General features: G+C 72.5%; 16 protein-coding genes. 6 read left to right on the forward strand and 10 right to left on the reverse strand.

The genetic code is table 11. The features are described from left to right. From C1I92_RS26315 to C1I92_RS26345, 8 genes are all read right to left on the reverse strand, one after another. Window positions 1-1,189: MFS transporter (locus C1I92_RS26315; RefSeq protein WP_146605292.1), on the reverse strand; the 1,189-nt coding region annotated here is incomplete at its 3' end. Window positions 1,190-1,229: 40 nt separating this feature from the next. After that, window positions 1,230-3,344: a tripartite tricarboxylate transporter permease gene (locus C1I92_RS26320; RefSeq protein WP_111257606.1), complete on the reverse strand. Its 2,115-nt coding sequence runs from the start codon at window positions 3,342-3,344 to the stop codon at window positions 1,230-1,232. Window positions 3,345-3,359: 15 nt separating this feature from the next. Continuing rightward, window positions 3,360-4,376 (reverse strand): Bug family tripartite tricarboxylate transporter substrate binding protein, encoded by a 1,017-nt coding sequence (locus tag C1I92_RS26325; protein WP_146605293.1) that lies wholly within the window; start codon window positions 4,374-4,376, stop codon window positions 3,360-3,362. Window positions 4,377-4,421: 45 nt separating this feature from the next. Continuing rightward, window positions 4,422-5,447 carry an LLM class flavin-dependent oxidoreductase gene (locus C1I92_RS26330; protein WP_111257608.1) on the reverse strand — a complete coding sequence of 342 codons (1,026 nt, stop codon included), beginning with the start codon at window positions 5,445-5,447 and terminating at the stop codon, window positions 4,422-4,424. Between the two features lie 591 nt (window positions 5,448-6,038). After that, the gene (gene cobA / locus C1I92_RS26335) at window positions 6,039-7,217 is read right to left on the reverse strand and encodes a uroporphyrinogen-III C-methyltransferase (protein WP_111257609.1); all 1,179 of its coding nucleotides are present in this window, start codon (window positions 7,215-7,217) and stop codon (window positions 6,039-6,041) included. Next, complete coding sequence (locus C1I92_RS26340; RefSeq protein ID WP_111257610.1) at window positions 7,217-7,912, reverse strand: phosphoadenylyl-sulfate reductase; 696 nt, start codon at window positions 7,910-7,912, stop codon at window positions 7,217-7,219. The genes cobA and C1I92_RS26340 overlap by 1 nt, the downstream gene beginning before the upstream one ends. After that, window positions 7,909-8,067, reverse strand: coding sequence for a hypothetical protein (locus C1I92_RS34615; protein ID WP_199521608.1), 159 nt, complete (start codon window positions 8,065-8,067; stop codon window positions 7,909-7,911). Before C1I92_RS34615 ends, C1I92_RS26340 begins: the two co-directional genes overlap by 4 nt. Continuing rightward, window positions 8,067-9,731 carry a nitrite/sulfite reductase gene (locus tag C1I92_RS26345; RefSeq protein WP_111257611.1) on the reverse strand — a complete coding sequence of 555 codons (1,665 nt, stop codon included), beginning with the start codon at window positions 9,729-9,731 and terminating at the stop codon, window positions 8,067-8,069. Before C1I92_RS26345 ends, C1I92_RS34615 begins: the two co-directional genes overlap by 1 nt. Before the next feature lie 339 nt (window positions 9,732-10,070). On the opposite strand from C1I92_RS26345, the gene C1I92_RS26350 reads away from it, so the two are divergent. Continuing rightward, entirely contained in the window at window positions 10,071-10,451 is a 381-nt protein-coding gene (locus tag C1I92_RS26350) for an LPS-assembly lipoprotein LptE (RefSeq protein ID WP_111257612.1), read from the forward strand. Between the two features lie 573 nt (window positions 10,452-11,024). Here the strand turns inward: C1I92_RS26350 and C1I92_RS26355 are convergent. Next, window positions 11,025-12,668 (reverse strand): acyl-CoA dehydrogenase family protein, encoded by a 1,644-nt coding sequence (locus tag C1I92_RS26355; protein WP_199521609.1) that lies wholly within the window; start codon window positions 12,666-12,668, stop codon window positions 11,025-11,027. A gap of 206 nt (window positions 12,669-12,874) precedes the next feature. Here C1I92_RS26355 and rsgA point away from each other — a divergent pair, with 206 nt between their 5' ends. The 4 genes from rsgA (at window position 12,875) to C1I92_RS26380 (ending at window position 16,101) form a co-directional block, all read left to right on the forward strand. Continuing rightward, on the forward strand, window positions 12,875-13,933 hold the full coding sequence (gene rsgA / locus C1I92_RS26360; RefSeq protein WP_199521610.1) for a ribosome small subunit-dependent GTPase A: 1,059 nt from the start codon (window positions 12,875-12,877) through the stop codon (window positions 13,931-13,933). Between the two features lie 188 nt (window positions 13,934-14,121). Continuing rightward, window positions 14,122-14,598 (forward strand): pyridoxamine 5'-phosphate oxidase family protein, encoded by a 477-nt coding sequence (locus C1I92_RS26365; protein WP_111257613.1) that lies wholly within the window; start codon window positions 14,122-14,124, stop codon window positions 14,596-14,598. A 45-nt stretch (window positions 14,599-14,643) separates the two neighbouring features. Continuing rightward, a complete protein-coding gene (locus C1I92_RS26370) occupies window positions 14,644-15,261 on the forward strand; it encodes a class I SAM-dependent methyltransferase (RefSeq protein WP_233507286.1) in 618 nt (205 codons plus the stop codon). Between the two features lie 237 nt (window positions 15,262-15,498). Continuing rightward, window positions 15,499-16,101: a dihydrofolate reductase family protein gene (locus tag C1I92_RS26380; protein WP_111257615.1), complete on the forward strand. Its 603-nt coding sequence runs from the start codon at window positions 15,499-15,501 to the stop codon at window positions 16,099-16,101. An 18-nt stretch (window positions 16,102-16,119) separates the two neighbouring features. Here the strand turns inward: C1I92_RS26380 and C1I92_RS26385 are convergent, their stop codons facing one another. Further along, window positions 16,120-16,461, reverse strand: coding sequence for a winged helix-turn-helix transcriptional regulator (locus C1I92_RS26385; RefSeq protein WP_111257616.1), 342 nt, complete (start codon window positions 16,459-16,461; stop codon window positions 16,120-16,122). Between the two features lie 93 nt (window positions 16,462-16,554). On the opposite strand from C1I92_RS26385, the gene C1I92_RS26390 reads away from it, so the two are divergent. After that, entirely contained in the window at window positions 16,555-17,154 is a 600-nt protein-coding gene (locus C1I92_RS26390; protein WP_199521612.1) for a hypothetical protein, read from the forward strand. The last annotated feature ends 11 nt before the right edge of the window (window positions 17,155-17,165 follow it).

A 17,165-nucleotide genomic window follows, 5' to 3' on the forward strand; every position in this document is an offset into this window, starting at 1 on the left:
GGGGTGGGAGGCGGGACTGGATCGTCGCCACCCGACGGGCGACGGCGACGCCGGCCAGGCCGGTGGCGCCGAGCAGCAGGAACGTCTGCGTCAGCGACAGCACCAGGGTCGCGGCGCCGAACAGCGCGGGCGCGGCGAACTTGCCGACGTTGCGGACCATTCCGGTCAACCCGACGTAGGTCGAGCGCAGGCCCGGCGGCGCGAGCTCGGTCACCAGCACGTTGTGCGCGACACCGTAGACGCCGTCCTGGGCGCCGAACACGAGCATCGCGACGATCGCCAGCGCCACCCACTCGCCGGCCGCCATGCCGCCGACCGCCAGCGCCGCCACGACCAGGCTGCCGCCGATGAGCTGCGCCGACGTCCACCGGCCGGCCAGCTTCTCCGTCAGCGCCGCGGTGAGCGCGGCGATCGCCGCCGAGGCGCCCATGACGACGCCGACGGCGGCCGGCGACAGCCCGAGCCCGGTCGCAAGGAGCGGGTAGTACGTGATCACCGGGAACTTGAAGACGAACCGCAGCGCCGCCAGCACCTGCACGCCGACGACGGCCGGCGCCCGCAGCACCGCCCGCATGCCGCCACCCGCCGGAGTCGTCCCGTCGGCCGCCTTGGCGGCGGGCAGGCGCCGTCCCGGCAGCGTCCGCCAGGCCAGCACCGCCAGCGGCAGCGCCAGCAACTGCAGCGCGAACGGCGACGACCAGCCCAGTCCCCACGCCAGCAGCAGGCCGGCCGCGATCGGCAGCACCGCCTCGGCGATCGCCATCGCGATGATCCGCCGCGACTGCCCGCGCGCCGCCGCGGCGCCGGACGGCACCACGTCGCCGATGATCCCCACCGTCAGCGACAGGATCGCGCCGAACGCCGCGCCCTGCGCGAACCGGATCGCCAGCAGCGTCCAGAACGACACGTCGAGCAGCAGCAGCCCGCCGCCCAGGCCGAACAGCAGCAGCGACCCGGCGATCACCGGCCGGCCGCCGAACCGGTCGGCGAGGATCCCGCCGGCCAGCGCCGACAGCACGCTCGGCAGCAGGTACACGCTGGTGATGAGCGCGACCTCGGCCGAGCTCAGGTCGAACCGGTCCTGGATGGCCGGCAGCGCGGGCGCGATGCCCTGCATGCCCGACGTCACGATCGCCGACGAGAGGCTGGCGACCGCGATCACCCGGGCCGGCGAGCTGCGGTCCGTCATGAGCCGTCAGGTCCCTTCTTCCGGTGGTGGACGGACGGCGTCAGAACATCAGCAGCGAACCGCCCTCCAGTGGCATCCGCAGGACCGAGACGAACAGGAAGTACAGGACCGCCGAGGTGACGACGGTGACGATCACCGACATCCGCCAGGTCTCCCGGCCGACGTAGCGCATGAGCAGGAAGAGCACGATCGGCACCGTGATGCCCAGGCCGATCGCCCACGTGCCCAGCGCGAACACGACCAGCAGGATCAGCGAGTTGCGCATGCGGGCGGCGTGGTCGCGCTTCTCGGCCTCGGGATCGCGCACGGGCTCGGTGACCGTTTCGACCATGGTGGCCAGCTGCCGCTCACGGCCGTCGTCGTCCGGTCCGGCCGGGCCGTCGGGCGGCACCACGACCCCGTCGGGTGCGTGCATCATCTGCTCCATGTTGTGGCCGTCGGCGATGATGCCGCCGAACCGGCTCCGCAGCGTCGGCACCACCGCGATCAGCACGTAGACCAGCGACAGCGCGAGCAGGATCGTCGCGGCGATGACGGGGAACGTCCGCGACTGGTCGCGGAAGTCCATGGCCAGCACCAGCGCGCCGGCGGCGACGACGCCGATGCCGCCGATGAGCGCGACGGCGGCCGGCCGGGACGCGGTCCGGACGCCCTGCTCCTTGACCTCCTTCGACACCTTCGCGCGCCGGTTCGACACGATCTCGAACGTGATCACGGCGACGGTGAGGATCACCAGCACCAGCGACAGCGGCCGGGTGAAGAACACGCCGTACCCGAACGTCTCGACGGTCTGCAGGTACGACCGCTCGACCATCGGGCCGAGCACCAGGCCGAGCACCAGCGGGATGATCGGCATCCCGACCGAGCGCATCGCGTAGCCGAGCAGGCCGAAGGCGATGGCCAGCAGGATGTCGGCGGTCCGCGTGTCCAGGGCGTAGGCGCCGGTGACCGCGAGCACGATGATGATCGGCGCCAGCAGGCTGGACCGCACCTGGGTGATCCGGGCCAGCCAGGGCGCGAAGATCAGGCCGAAGCTGGAGGCGACGAACGCCGCGCCGACGATCACCAGGATGCTCATCCATACGATCTCCGGGTTGTCCCGGACCAGGTTCGGGCCGGGCGTGATGCCGTGCATCACCATGGCGCCCAGCACGATGGCCCAGTCGGCGCTGCCCGGGATGCCCAGCGCGAGGCTGGGCAGCGTCGACCCGGCGTCCTTGGCGTCGTTGGCCGCCTCGGCCGCCAGGACGCCGCGCGGGTCGCCCTGGCCGAACCTCGGGTTCTTCACCGTCTTGGCGGCCTGGAAGTAGACCAGGAACGACGCCAGCGTGCCGCCGACCGCCGGGATGAGGCCGATGCCGGTGCCCAGCACGGAGCTGCGCAGCAGCAGGAACGGCTTGGTGAGGACGTACCGCACGCCCTCCATCACCTGAGCCCGGCCCAGGTGCACCTTGCCGATGCCGCGCGCCACCGTCTCGTTCTGCACGACGAGGTTGAGCGCCTCGGTGATGGCGAACAGGCCGACCAGCACGATGACCGCGCCGATGCCGTCGTACAGCTCGTTCATGCCGAACACGTAGCGGACGTCGCCGCCGATGGGCGCGAACCCGACGAACGACACCAGCAGCCCGACGAAACCGGCGATGAGCCCCTTGATCATCGCGCCGCGCGACGCGACGGCGATGATCGTCAGCCCCAGCACCCCGAGCATCGTGAACTCGGGGAATGAGAAGGACAGGATGATCTCGCGGGTCAGCGGGAACAGCGCCAGGATGATCAGGATCCCGATCAGCGAGCCGAGGAACGACGCCATCGCCGAGACGCCGATGGCGAACCCGCCGCGCCCCTGCCGGGCGAGAGGGTAGCCGTCGTACGTCGTCGCGGCGTTGACCGACGATCCGGGCGTGTTGATGAGGATCGCGGTGATCGAGCCGGCGAAGTTCTGGCCGGCCAGCGCCGCCACGAACAACCCGATCGCCTGCGTCGCCTCCATGTCGAAGGTGAACGGGATCATCAGGGCGATGCCCACCGACCCGCTCAGGCCCGGGAGCAGGCCGGAGATCGTGCCGTTGGCGACGCCCAGCAGGAACCAGAGCAGGAACGACCACGACATCATGCTCTGCAGGGCGTCGACCAGGCCAGAACCGAAATCCACGAGCCGAACCTCTCGTCAGCTGCCGGACAGTTGCGGAACGAGCTCTTCCATCTGCGTGATCTGGTCGGCGATGGCCGCCTCGGTCTCCTCGGCGGTCCGCGGGACGATCGGCCGGCCGGCCTCCTCGGCCCAGGCGATGAACTCCTCGTCGGCCATCGCGTCGGCGAGGGCGCCGCGCAGGTACTCCGCGACCGGCTCGGGCAGGTCCGGCGGCGCGACGATGACGCGCAGCTCGGTGACGGCGCCGGCCAGGTCCGGGAACCCGGCCTCCTCGGCCGTCGGCACGTCGTCGAGCCAGTCGAAGCTCTCCGGCAGCTGGTCCTCGGTGCCCAGGTACAGCAGCGGGCGGATGTCGCCGGACTCGACGAAGCCGACGAGGTCGGTGCTGCCGTAGACGAAGAAGTCCGCGTCGCCGCGCAGCGCCGCCGTCACGACCTCGGCCGAGCCCTCGGCCCCGTAGGTGACCTCGGCGTCGAGGTCCAGCGCCTGGATGGTGGCGAGGCCGGCCAGCGCCGACGACGACCCCTGCTCGACGGTGATCGCGCGGATGTCGTCGGCGGCGATGAGGTCCTCGATGGTCTCGTACTCGGAGTCGGCCGGGACGTAGACGACGTAGCCGTTCTCGTCGACCTGGCCCAGGACGGTGAACTCGCTGGTCTCCCACTGGGCGAGGTCGGGCTCCTGGATCTGCTGCGCGATCGCGGCCGGCATCGGCAGGATGCCGATCGTGTAGCCGTCGGCGTCGGCGTTGAACATCGAGCTGATGCCCTGCGGCAGCGGGGGAGTGTTGCGGACGACGATGTTGACGCCGTCGGGCAGGTGGTTGCCCTGCATGACCTCGGCGATGCCGCGGGAGTACGTGTCGAAGCCGCCGCCGGCGCTGTACGGCACGATCCACTCGATGTCGCGGTCGGGCTCCCACGGCCCGTCGTCGCCGGCGGCGGAGTCCTCGCTGCACGCGGCGAGGGCCAGTGGGGCGACGAGGACGAGCGCGGCCGCGGCGCGGCGCTTCGTTGCTGGGGTACGGGACATGAACTCGTCCAATCCTGAGCTGGGATGCGGAACGAACTCGGGCTGTCAGTCCTGGTAGAGCGGCAGGATCTCGTCGGCCCAGAGGGTCATCTGCTCCTCGAGATCGTCGATGGACGGGTAGATGAGCTTGAGCTCGAAGTGGGTCACGCCCGCCTCGACGAACTCCTCCACCCGCCGCTTCACGTCGTCGACCGAGCCGAAGATGTGGCGGTCGAGCGCGAACGAGATGTCGTCGACGTCCCGCTCGTAGGTGGTGCTGCTGGTGCGGACCGTGGGGATCGCGCGCTCCAGAGCGGCGTCGCGGTCGCGCTTGATGACGGCCAGCTTCTCGACGGCGATGGTGATGGCGCCGGGGTCGCGGCCGTGCTCCGCCGCGGTCTCGCGGACGATCTCCGCGCCGCGGGCCATCTCCTTCGGCGACAGCCAGCCCGGCACCCAGCCGTCGCCGGCCCGGCCCGTGCGGCGCGCTGCGTAGTCCGTCCAGCCGCCGACCCAGATCGGCGGGTGCGGGCGCTGCAGCGGCTTGGGGTAGATCTCGGCGTCCTCGAAGCTGAGGTGGCGGCCCTTGTAGGTCGCCAGCGGCTGGGTCCAGATCGCCCGCATGGCGTCGATGTACTCGTCGGTCAGGTTCGCGCGCTGCTTGAAGTCGACCTCGAACACGTCGAACTCGTTGGACGAGTGGCTGGCCTTCGAGCCCAGGCCGACGCCGGCGATGAGGCGGCCGCCGCTGAGGTGGTCCAGCGTCGCCAGTTGCTTGGCGGCGTAGATCGGGTTGCGCGTCGGCATGACCAGGCAGGCGATGCCGAGCTGGACCCGGCTGGTCACGGCGGCGAGGTAGCCGATGACGGTGAGCGCCTCGTAGAAGTCCGCCGACTGGTCGTCGGCCAGCGCCTCGTGCGCGCCGGAGGAGATGTGGTGACGGTGCATCTCGGTGCTCCACACGACGTGGTCGTGCACGAACACCGAGTCGAAGCCCAGCTCCTCGGCCTTGCGCGCCGTCCGTGCGATGTTCTCGACGCCGGACAGCGGGCCTGAGTTCGGCACCCGGATCCCGAACGAGATCTTGGTCATCAACCACTCCTGGAGTCGTGCCGACGGACCGTTGAACGGCCGGCTGCGGACGAGTGTGCTCAGCCCGCAACCGGCCGGCTCGTGGTGCCCGGGCGAACCCGCGCGGTATTTCGATTGAAGATACAGGATCCAATCTGAGCGTCAAGAGTGGCCGGGATCACGTCTTGGCGTCGATATGGCACGCCGCGGGGAGGCCGTCACGCGATGCTTGGCACGCCGCCGCGCTCCACAAAGGGGGCAAAGCGGGCGCGATGAGTCGCCCCCGGCGTGCCAAGCGGGGCACCCCGGCGTGCCAAGGGGGCGTCCCGGCGTGCCAAGCGGGGCACCCCGGCGTGCCAAGGGGGCGTCCCGGCGTGCCAAGCAGGCACCCCGGCGTGCCAAGGGGGCGTCCCGGCGTGCCAAGGGGGCGTCCCGGCGTGCCAAGGCGGCGACCCCGGCCGTCGCCCCGGCGTGCCGAGTGGGGCGCGGGCCGCCATGCTTGGCACGCCGCCGCGCTCCACAAAAGGGGGCAAAACGGGCGCGATGAGTGACCCCCGGCGTGCCAAGGGGGACGCCGCGGCGCGCCAAGCGGCGCGGGGCGCGGGGTCGCCGTCAGGCAGAGGCGAGGGCGGCGACGTCGCCGACGACGATGACGGCGGGCGGCTTGGCGCCGGCCTCGTGTGCGGCGGCCGCGATGCCGTCGAGTGGCGCCGTCGTGACGCGCTGGCGGGGGCCGAAGCCGTCCTCGACCACCGCGGCGGGGGTGTCCGGGGCCATGCCGTGCGCGATGAGCTGGGCGGCGGTGTCGGCGAGCAGGCTGACGCCCATGAGGAAGACCAGCGTCCCCTCGGTGCCGGCGAGGTTGGCCCAGTCCAGGCCCTCGTGGCCGGAGACGACGGTGAACTGCTTGGCCAGCCCGCGGTGGGTGACGGGGATCCCGGCCGCGCCCGGCACAGCGATCGCGCTGGTCACACCGGGGACGACCTCGACGGGGACGTCGGCGGCGCGGCAGGCGGCCGCCTCCTCGCCGCCGCGGCCGAGGACGAACGGGTCGCCGCCCTTGAGTCGGACGACGCGCTTGCCGGCCTGCGCATGCTCGACCAGCAGCCGGTTGATCTCGTGCTGCGGCACCGGATGGTGACCGGGCGTCTTGCCGACGTCGATCACCTCGACGTCGTCGTCCAGCTCGGCCAGCAACGCCCGCGGGGCGAGCCGGTCCACCACGACGACGTCGGCCTCGGCCAGCAGCCGGCGGCCGCGCGTGGTGATGAGCTCGGGATGTCCGGGGCCGCCGCCGACGAGGGCGACGCTGCCGCGTTCGTCCGGTCGCGTGCGGCGCAGGGGGAGCTCGCCGGTCTCGAGCGCCGTCTGGACGGCGTTGCGCAGCCGGACCGCGCGCCGCGGGTCGCCGCCCGCCGTCACCGCCACCAGGACGTCGCCGACCCGGGCCACCGCCGGGGTCCAGGCGGCCGAGCGGGTCGCGTCGTCGGCGCGCACGCACCAGGTCCGCTGGGCGTCGGCATCCGCGGCGACGGCGTCGTCGACGCTCGGGTCGCCGGTGGCGGTGTGCACCAGCCAGGCGCCGTCGAGGTCGCCGGCGGCGTAGTCGCGCGGGGACCAGGTGACCCGTCCGGCCGCGACCAGCTCGGCCAGCGGCTCGCACAGGTACGGCGCGACGAGGTGCACCTCGGCGCCGGCGTCGACCAGCGGGGTCGCGCGGCGGGCGGCGACCGGGCCGCCGCCGATCACGACGACCCGCCGGCCGGCGACGTCGAGCTGCAACGGGTACATCAGATGTTGATCCCGCACTCGGTCTTCGACGAGCCGGCCCAGCGGCCCGCGCGCGCGTCCTCGCCGTCGGCGACAGGGCGGGTGCAGGGCTCGCAGCCGATGGACAGGAAGCCGAGCTCGCGCAGCGGGTTGACCAGGATGTTGTGCTGCTCGACGTACGCGTCGACCTGCTCGTCGGTCCAGGTGGCCAGCGGGTTGACCTTCACCTTGCCGCGCTTGGGGTCCCAGGCGACGACCGGCGTGTTGGCGCGGGTGGGCGACTCGGAGCGGCGCACGCCGCCGGCCCAGGCGTCGTACGGCTTGAGCGCGCGGTCCAGCGGCCACACCTTGCGGATCGCGCAGCACAGGTCGGAGTCGATCTCGTAGAGCTTGCCGTACTCGGCCTCGTGCTCCGGGACCCGCAGCGGGTGCGTGATCGTCTCGACCTCGACGTCATAGGTCGCGGCGATCGCGTCGCGGGTGCCGATGGTCTCGGCGAAGTGGTAGCCGGTGTCGAGGAACAGCACCTTGATGCCCGGCACCGCCGTCGACGCGACGTGCGACAGCACGCCGTCGGCCATGGACGCCGTGATGGCGAACCGCTCGCCGAAGGTCTCGTGCGCCCAGCGGACGATCTCGCCGGCCGGCGCGTCCTCCAGGTTCCGGGCCGCGTCCAGCGCCAGTGCCTCGAGGGAGTTCGTCGGGCAGAGGGTCATCCTGCGCTCCTTCTGGTCGAGAGGCCGAGCAGTTTCACCGAGAACACCCGCAGACAGGACCGGCACTCCCACGCGCCGTGCGGCTCCTCCACGGGGTGGAGGTCCTCCTCCGCACAGAACGGGCAGTGCATGATCGCGGCCCTGGTCTCGCTCATTACTGGAGCGCCTCCTCGTCGGCGCGCGCCACCCACTGGGCGAAGCGCTCGCCGTCGGTGCGCTGGTCGATGAAGCGCCGGACGACCCGCTCCACGTACTCGGGCAGCTCGGCCGTCGTCACCTTCAGGCCGCGCAGCTTCCGGCCGAAGCCGGCGTCCAGGCCGAGGCCGCCGCCGAGGTGGACCTGGAAGCCCTCCTCGCCCTTGACGATCTGGCCCTTGAGGCCGATGTCGGCGACCTGGATCCGGGCGCAGGAGTTCGGGCAGCCGTTGAGGTGCAGCGAGATGGGCACGTCCAGCTGCTCGGTCAGGTCGGCCAGCCGCCGCTCCAGCTGGCCGATCGTGTCGACGGCGAGCTGCTTGGTCTCGACGATGGCCAGCTTGCAGTACTCCAGGCCGGTGCAGGCCATGGTGCTGCGGCGGAACACGCTCGGCCGCGCCTGCAGCCCGATCGCGTCCAGCGCCGTCACCAGCGACTCGACCTGGTCGCCCTCGACGTCGAGGATGACGAGCTTCTGGTGCGGCGTCGTGCGCAGCCGGCCCGACCCGTGCGCCTCGACGACGTCGGCCAGCTTGCTCAGCACGGTGCCGGAGACGCGGCCGACCAGCGGCGCGACCCCGATGTAGAACCGTCCGTCTTTCTGCTCGTGGACGCCGATGTGGTCGATCGGCTCGACGTGCGCCGGTGGCGGCGGCCCGTCGATCAGCTTGCGGCCGAGGTACTCGTCGGACTCGAGGACCTCCCTGAACTTCTCCGGGCCCCAGTCATCGACGAGGAACTTCAGCCGCGCGCGGTGCCGCAGCCGGCGGTAGCCGTAGTCGCGGAAGATGCCGACGACGCCGGCCCACACCTCGGGCGCCTCGTCGAGCGGGACCCACGCGCCGAGGCGGACCGCCAGCTTGGGGTTCGTCGACAGGCCGCCGCCGACCCACAGGTCCAGGCCCGGCCCGTGCTCGGGGTGGTCGACGCCGACGAAGGCGATATCGTTGGCCTCGTGCACGATGTCGGGCAGGCCGCTGATGGCCGACTTGAACTTGCGCGGCAGGTTCGAGAACTCCGGCGAGCCGATGTAACGGCGCTGGATCTCGTCGATGGCCCAGGTCGGGTCGAGCACCTCGGCGGCGCTGATGCCGGCGACGGGGGAGCCCAGGATGACGCGGGGCACGTCACCGCAGGCCTCGGTGGTGCTGAGGCCGACCGCCTCCAGCTTCTCCCAGATGGCCGGCATGTCCTCGACCCGGATCCAGTGCAACTGGATGTTCTGCCGGTCGGTGACGTCGGCGGTGTCGCGCGCGTACGTCGTCGAGATCTCAGCGACCGTGCGCAGCTGCTCCAGGCTGAGCGCGCCGCCGTCGATCCGGACCCGCAGCATGAAGTACTCGTCGTCGAGCTCGTGCGGCTCGAGGACGGCGGTCTTGCCGCCGGGGATCCCGGGGCGGCGCTGCGTGTACAGGCCCCACCAGCGGAACCGCCCGCGCAGGTCCTGCGGGTCGATGCTGGCGAAGCCGCGCTTGCTGTAGATGGTCTCGATGCGCTTGCGGACGTTGAGGCCGTCGTCGTCCTTCTTGAACCGCTCGTTCGGGTTCAGCGGCTCTAGGTGGCCGAGGGCCCACTGCCCCTGGCCCTTGGGGCGCTTGGGGGCCGGTGTCTGCGTAGGCGACATGTGCGGTGAGTCCTCGAGGGGTTCGGGGACGCACGGTGCGCGCTGGCTCTGGTTCGGCTGTGGGCTTCGTCCGGATGGCCCCGCCGGCGCGACCGCGCGCCCGGCTGGTGAGTCCGGGGCGGTCAGAACGCCAGACAGAGCATGCTGTCCATGCGGCCGTAGTCGACGTGACGCCGACTCACCAGCAGCAGAGGAATGACGGACAACATGAGGAGCATGGTGCCATGCCCGCGGGTCGCTGGCGAACGGCGCGTCCACTATTCGGGCAGAGTTGTCTCACATCGAGAGATTTCCTATAGAGTCGATAGGTTTTAAGGTCGGATGGGTAGGGTCGGCCTCGTGCTCCGTCTCCCGCGATTCCTCGTCCTCCTGTCAGCCGGTGTCCTGGCGCTGACGGCCTGCTCCGAACAGCTCGACCAGAGCCTGAACGACCTGGCCGCGTCCGCCCTGGAGGACGCCGTCACTCAGCAGCTCTCCGACGCCGGCGTGACGCTGGAGAGCGGCCCCGACTGCTCGACCGACCTGTCCCGCTCGGGCACCTCGCTCTCGGGCGACGCCTCCTGCACCGGGACGGCGGTGGACGGCCGCGCGGTGCGCGCCGATTTCGACGGGACGCTGTCCGGCTCCGGCTGCTCCGGCTCGCTCGGCATCTTCGTCGACGACGAGGCGATCGCTCAGCTCGACGAGATCCCCGACTGCTCCGTGAACGTCGAGTTCTGACGCTCGCCGGGCTTCGCCTGGTGTCGCTCGGGCTCGCCGGGCTTCGCCTGGGGTCGCTGGGGTCCTGGAGGTCGCGGTCACCGGGCGTTCGTGCGCCTCACCGGGCGTGCACGCCTGGGGGAGCGGGAGAACGCCTGGTGATGTCGGCGGCTACTCCGACGCGTGACCGGTCGCCGGCTCGACCGAGCGGTCGGTGCTCTGGTGCTGACAGTCGCACCAACTGCGGCCCTTCTCGCGGGCGGGGCAGTCCTGATGCCGTTGTTCAGCGCACGCGGAGCAGATCACGGTGCCTCCGGGGCGGCGCGGTACGAGGTCGCGCCGGCGTGGCGCTGGTTGGGCTGGTCATGGGGCCTCCGGGGTGGCTCGGTCGACGATGGCCGCGGTGCGGGGTGGTGGCGGCGGCGCGCTGGTTGAGCTGGTCATGGGGCCTCCGGGATGGGGCGGTCGACGATGGCCGCGGTGTGAGGCGGTGGCGGCGGCGCGCTGGTTGAGCCGGTCATGGGGCCTCCGGGATGGGGCGGTCGACGATGGCCGCGGTGTGCGGTGGTGGCGGCGGCGCGCTGGTTGAGCCGGTCATGGGACCTCCGGGGTCGCTCGGTCGACGATGGCGGCGGTCTCGAGGCCGGCGGGCAGCGCGCCGTACACGCCGTGCCGGGCGTCGAGGCGGCTAGCGCAGAACGCGTCGGCGACCGCGGACGGCGCGAACCGCACCAGCAGGCTGGCCTGCAGCAGCACCGCCATCCGGCCGGCCAGCACCCGCGCCTGCCCGGTCGCGCCGACGCCGTCAGTACTCGCCAGCAGCGACGTCACCGAGGCGAGGGCGTCGTCGAGGCGGCGGTCCTGACCCTTGGCCGCCTCGACCTCGGCCCGCCAGGCGGCGACCGCGTCGGGCTCGCGGGCGAGGACCCGCAGCAGATCGAGCGCCTGGATGTTGCCCGCCCCTTCCCAGATCGAGTTCAGCGGCGCCTCGCGATACAGCCGCGGCATCCCGCTCTCCTCGACGTAGCCGTTGCCGCCCAGGCACTCCAGCGCCTCGGCGACGGCGGCCGGCGTGCGCTTGCACACCCAGTACTTCGCCAGCGGCAGCCCGATCCGCCGCAGCGCGCGCTCCTGCGCGTCGTCGCCGGCGTCGACGCAGGCGGCGAGGCGCATGGCCAGAGCGGTCGCGGCCTCGGACTCCAGCGCGAGGTCGGCGAGGACGGCCCGCATCAGCTCGGAGTCGGCCAGCCGGACGCCGAACGCGGACCGGTGCGCCGCATGCCACGTCGCCTCGGCGACCGAGCGGCGCAGCAGCGCGGCCGACCCGAGCACGCAGTCCAGCCGGGTCGCGGCCACCATCTCGATGATCGTCGCGACACCTCGCCCCTCGTCGCCCAGCCGCCGCGCCAGCGCGCCGTCGAACTCGACCTCGGACGAGGCGTTCGCCCGGTTGCCCAGCTTGTCCTTGAGCCGCTGCAGCCGCAGCCCGTTGCGGCTGCCGTCGTCGAGGACGCGGGGGAGGACGAAGCAGGTCAGGCCGCCCGGCGCCTGCGCCAGCACGAGGAACACGTCGTTCATCGGGGCCGAGCAGAACCACTTGTGCCCGGTGAGCCGGTACCAGCCGTCGCCGGCGGAGGCGGCCGGCTCGGCGCGGGTGGTGTTGGCGCGGACGTCGGAGCCGCCCTGCTTCTCCGTCATCGCCATGCCGGCCAGCGCGCCGGCCTTCGACGCGGGCGGGCGCAGGCCCGGGTCGTACGCCGCCGACGTCAGCCGCGGCTCCCATTCGGCGGCGAGGTCCGGATCGACGCGCAGCGCGGGGACCGCGGCGTACGTCATCGACACCGGGCACAGGTGCGCCGCCTCGAGCTGGCTCCACACCAGGAACTTCGCCGCCCGGGTGGCGTGCGCGCCCGGACCGCTCTGCGCCCAGGCGCCGGCCTGGAGCTGGTGCTCGACGGCGACGGTCATCAGCCGGTGCCAGGACGGGTGGAAGTCGACCTCGTCGATCCGGTGGCCGTACCGGTCGTGCGTGTGCAGGACCGGCTCGTTCGCGTCGGCCTCGCGAGCCCACTCCTGTGCCTCGGCGGAGCCGGCCAGCCGGCCGAGACGCTCCAGCTCGGCGCGCTCGCCGGCGGCCCCGTACCGGCCGAACGCCTCCGCCAGCGCGGCGTCGGCGCCGAGCACGTCGTACCCGGTCAGCGGCGGCGGCTGGTTGGTGATCTCGTGTGTCGCTTCCACCCGATCCACGGTAGACCGGCCGGACCGTTATTCGCTGGCCGCGAGGGCCCGGCTGTGGATAACGTGACGATCAGAGTTGGCCTGTGGACGACGGAGGAGGTGAGCGGTCATGCAGCTGATCAGATCCGTTCGCCCCAGCACTACGCTCCGGCCGGCACGCCGCCGCTGACACCGTCGCGCGTGAGGCCCCGACCAGAAGGTCTCACATGTCTGCTACCCAGCACCAACGCCTGCTCGACCTCGGCTGGACGCCCGAGCTGGGCCGCGCCTTCCACCCGTACCGCGGTGCGCACCGGCTGGCCCGCGTCTGCCGGATCGACCGCGGCGCCGCCGACCTCGCCGGCGGCATGGGCGCCGTGCGCGCCAGCTACGGCGGCGACATGCTGCGGGCCGGCGCCGCCGACCGGATGGCGCTGCCCGCCGTCGGCGACTGGGCCGCGGTCCGGGACTGGCCGGACGACCGCGTCACCCTTGAGGCCGTGCTGCCACGGCGGACCGCGATCGTGCGCGACAGCGCCGACCGGACGTCGCAGGGCCAGGTGGTCGCGGCGAACGTCGACGTCGTCGCGATCGTCGAGCACCTCGATCCCGACCCCGACCTCGGCCGGATCGAGCGGCTGCTGGTGCTGGCGTGGGGGAGCGGCGCCCAGCCGGTCGTCGTCCTCACCAAGCCCGACCTGGTCCCGGATCCGGACGGCATGCGCGCCGAGGTCGCGGCGGTCGCGCCCGGGGTGGAGATCCTGCTGGTCAGCGCCGTGTCGGGGACAGGGGTCGACGAGCTCGGCGCGCTGCTGCGCAACGGCCGGACGCTCGCGCTGGTCGGGCCGTCCGGCGCCGGCAAGTCGACGCTGACGAACGCGCTGCTGGGCGTCGACGTGATGCCGACGGGGTCCGTGCGGGCCCGCGACGGGCGCGGCCGGCACACGACGACGCACCGTGAGCTGGTCGTCCTGCCCGGTCGCGGCGTGCTCATCGACACGCCGGGCCTGCGCGCCGTCGGCCTGGTCGCCGACGACGACGCCGTGGCCGGCGCTTTCCCCGACGTCGAGGCGCTCGCCGCGCGGTGCCGGTTCCGCGACTGCACCCACGAGGCCGAGCCCGGCTGCGCCGTCCGTCCCGCCGTCGAGGACGGGGACCTCGACGAGGACCGGCTGGCGCGCTGGCGCAACCTGCGTCGCGAGGCGGCCCGGAACGCGGCCCACCGCACGCCCGGCGACCGGCGCGCCGTCGTCGCCGACCTGGAGGCCAGGCGGCACCGGCGCTGACGCCGTCAGGACCGCGGGCCCGTCACCGCCCGGGCGGCCAGGACGCCGCACCCGACGCGGCGGCGACGGGCGCCAGCAGCAGCCGGACCCCGAACAGCTCGACACCGCCATTCCGCAGCGGCGGTTGTCGACGGCTCGGTGACCCGGCAGGATGTCGGCGCGGGCACGCATCGACGGACGAGGACGCCATGACGCTCGAAGACAACGCTCGCCACGTCATCGACACCACCCGCTACCTCAGCCTGGGCACCGTCGACCCCGACGGCCGCGCCCGGGTCTCGCCGGTCTACTACGCGCCCGACGGCTACGACGTCGTCTACTGGATGTCGGCGCCCGGCGCGCAGCACTCCCAGAACATCGTGCGTCAGCCCGAGGTGAGCATGGTGATCTTCGATTCCACCGTGCCGATCGGCGGCGACGTCCGCGCCGTCTACCTGAAGGCCACCGCCGGCCAGGTCCCGGACGACGAACTGGCGGCGTGCGCCCCGGTGGCCTGCCGGGCGCGGTTCCCGGAGCGGCCGGAGCCGTTCCCGGTCGAGTGGCTGTACCCGCCCGAGCGGCTCCGGCTGTGGCGGGCGCGGGTGACGGAGCACGCGGTGCACGTGCGGGGGAGCGACCCCGAGTACGGCACAGGGATCGACTCGCGGCGCGTCGTCGCGCTATGAAGTGATGTCATGGGTGGCTGCTGTGATCCGCGCGGCTGCGACCGCATGTTCACCTCCGGGTTCGCCCGCCACGTCGCGCGGCGCTACCGCAAGCGCGGCCTGGACCGGACGGCGACGCGGATGGTCGCGTTCCTGCGCGAGCGCGGCATCGAGGGCGCGACCGTGCTGGAGATCGGCGGCGGGGTCGGCGAGATCCAGGTCGAGCTGCTGCGCCTCGGCGCCGCCTCTGCCGTCGGGCTGGAGCTGTCGCCGTCGTACCGCGACGAGGCCGCGCGGCTCCTGGCGGAGGCTGGGCTGACCGGGCGTGCCCAGTATCGCCTCCACGACATCGCCGCCGACCCCGCGGGCGCACCGGCCGCCGACGTCGTCGTGCTGCACCGCGTCGTGTGCTGCTACCCGGACTACGAGCGGCTACTGGCTGCCGTCGCCGACCACGCGAACCGGCTCGTGGTGTTCAGCCACCCGCCGCGCAACCTGGGCGGACGGGTCTTCGTCGGGGTGACGAACCTGGTCATGCGGTTGCGGCGGGAGCGGTACCGCGCGTTCGTCCATCCGCCGGAAGCCATGCTCGGCGTGCTGCGGGAGCGTGGGCTGCGGCCGGCGTACACGCACCGCGGGTTCACCTGGCAGATCGCCGGCCTGGAACGCGGCGGTCCGGCCTGACCGGCTCCCGAAGGACCCAGTCGTCGGGGTAGGTGTACGGCACGGCCACCACCTGGACGGCGTCCTCGTACACGATGCGCCCGGGGCTGGCGGTGGTCAGCTCGACCCAGGCCACGGCGTAGCGGTCGAGCAGGGCGAGGTACCCGGAGACTCGGCATGCGGCCGGAGCCTACCGATGAGTTCGCCCGGCCGGCCCGGTCAGCACTGGAACGACCCGATGACCGAGAGAGGAACCGGATGTCTGAGGTATTCCTGACCATGGCGATGTCGCTCGACGGGTTCATCACCGGGCCCGACGACAACGCCGAGAACCCCGCGGGCACCAACGGGATGCGGCTGATGAACTGGCTCGGCGGCGGCGCCGAGCCAGGCGCGGAAGGGCCCAACGCGTTCCGCCCCAGGCATCCCAACAGCCAGCTCGTGTTCGACGAGAGCATGGCGAGCGGCGCCGTGATCGCCGGGCGGCGGACGGCCGACTTCGCCGGCTACTGGGGTGGCGATCACCACGACGGCGTGCCGATCTTCGTGCCGACGCACGAGCCGCCGGCGGAGAACCCGTACGAGCGGGTGCACTACGTCACCGACGGCATCGCCGCCTGCGTCGAGCAGGCCAAGGAGGCGGCGGGGGACCGCGACGTGATGATGCACGGCGCCTACACCGGCCAGGAGGCGCTGAAGGCCGGCGTGCTGGACCTGATCGACATCCAGCTCCGTCCGGTCCTGCTCGGCCAGGGCCGGCGGCTGTTCGACGGGCTCCCGTCCGACCACACGGAGCTCGAGCTCGTGCGCGCGCTGGAGGATCCCGGCGTCCTGCACCTGCGCTACGCGGTGCGGCGGTAGCGCGCCGGTGGCCCGGGGCTAGGCGATCGCGACGGCGCAGCTCATGGCGTCACCGGGAATCGTCTGGCCGTGCGTGTGCTCCAGGTGCGCCTCGCCCCAGGCCCGGACGCTCTCGACGACGGGGAGCACCGTCGTGCCGTAGGGGGTCAGCCGGTAGACGACCGGCGCCGGGACGGGCCCCGTCTCGACCCGCTCGACGAGCCCGTCGGCCTCGAGCTCGCGCAGCTGCTCGGCCAGCACCTTCGGGGTGATCGGCGCGCCCCGGCGCCGCAGGCCGGCGAAGTGGCACTCGCCATGGGCCAGCCAGTACAACAACGTCAGCTTCCACTTCCCGCCGATGGCGGCGAAGGCCGCGGCCATCGGGCAGCCGGGAATGGGGTTCGGGCGCGACAGCGAGGGGTTACCTGAAGGTGCCTTCTTGTCCATGGGATGCTCCGCTCCGATATTCGGGTCATGAACACTCATGCGAAGGTCACCATGCCACAGAAGCGGATCCTGGTCGTGTGCATGTCGCTGCTCGCCCTGACCGCGAGCGCGGTGACGGGCGAGGCGGCGCCGCTGCCGTCAACGGCGCAGTCCGTCGCCGCGGACGGGCAACACGACTTCGACTGGGAGATCGGCACCTGGCGCTCGCAGGTGCGGGTGCTCGCGAACCCGCTCTCGGAGGCTCCGGACGAGTGGCTCGAGTTCACCGGGACGACCGTGGTGCGTCCGCTCATGGACCGCCGCGCCAACGTCGTCGAGTTCGACGTCAAGGGTCCGACCGGCCGGATCGAGGCCCTCAACCTGCGGCTCTACGAACCCCAGGCCGATCGCTGGAGCCTGACGTTCGTCAACATGCGTGACGGGCTGCTGGCGCCGGCCGTGTACGGCGGGTTCAGCGACGGCGTGGGCGAGTTCTACGGCGACGACCAGCTGGACGGGCGCCCGATCAAGGTGCGCTTCCGCATCGTCCGGCAGGGACCGGACAAGGCCCGGTTCGAGCAGGCGTTCTCGGAGGATGGCGGGGCGACCTGGGAGACGAACTGGATCGTCGTCGACCGGCGGATCTGATCGGCCGCCCT

Source organism: Jiangella anatolica, from assembly GCF_003236295.1.
Lineage (GTDB): Bacteria > Actinomycetota > Actinomycetes > Jiangellales > Jiangellaceae > Jiangella > Jiangella anatolica.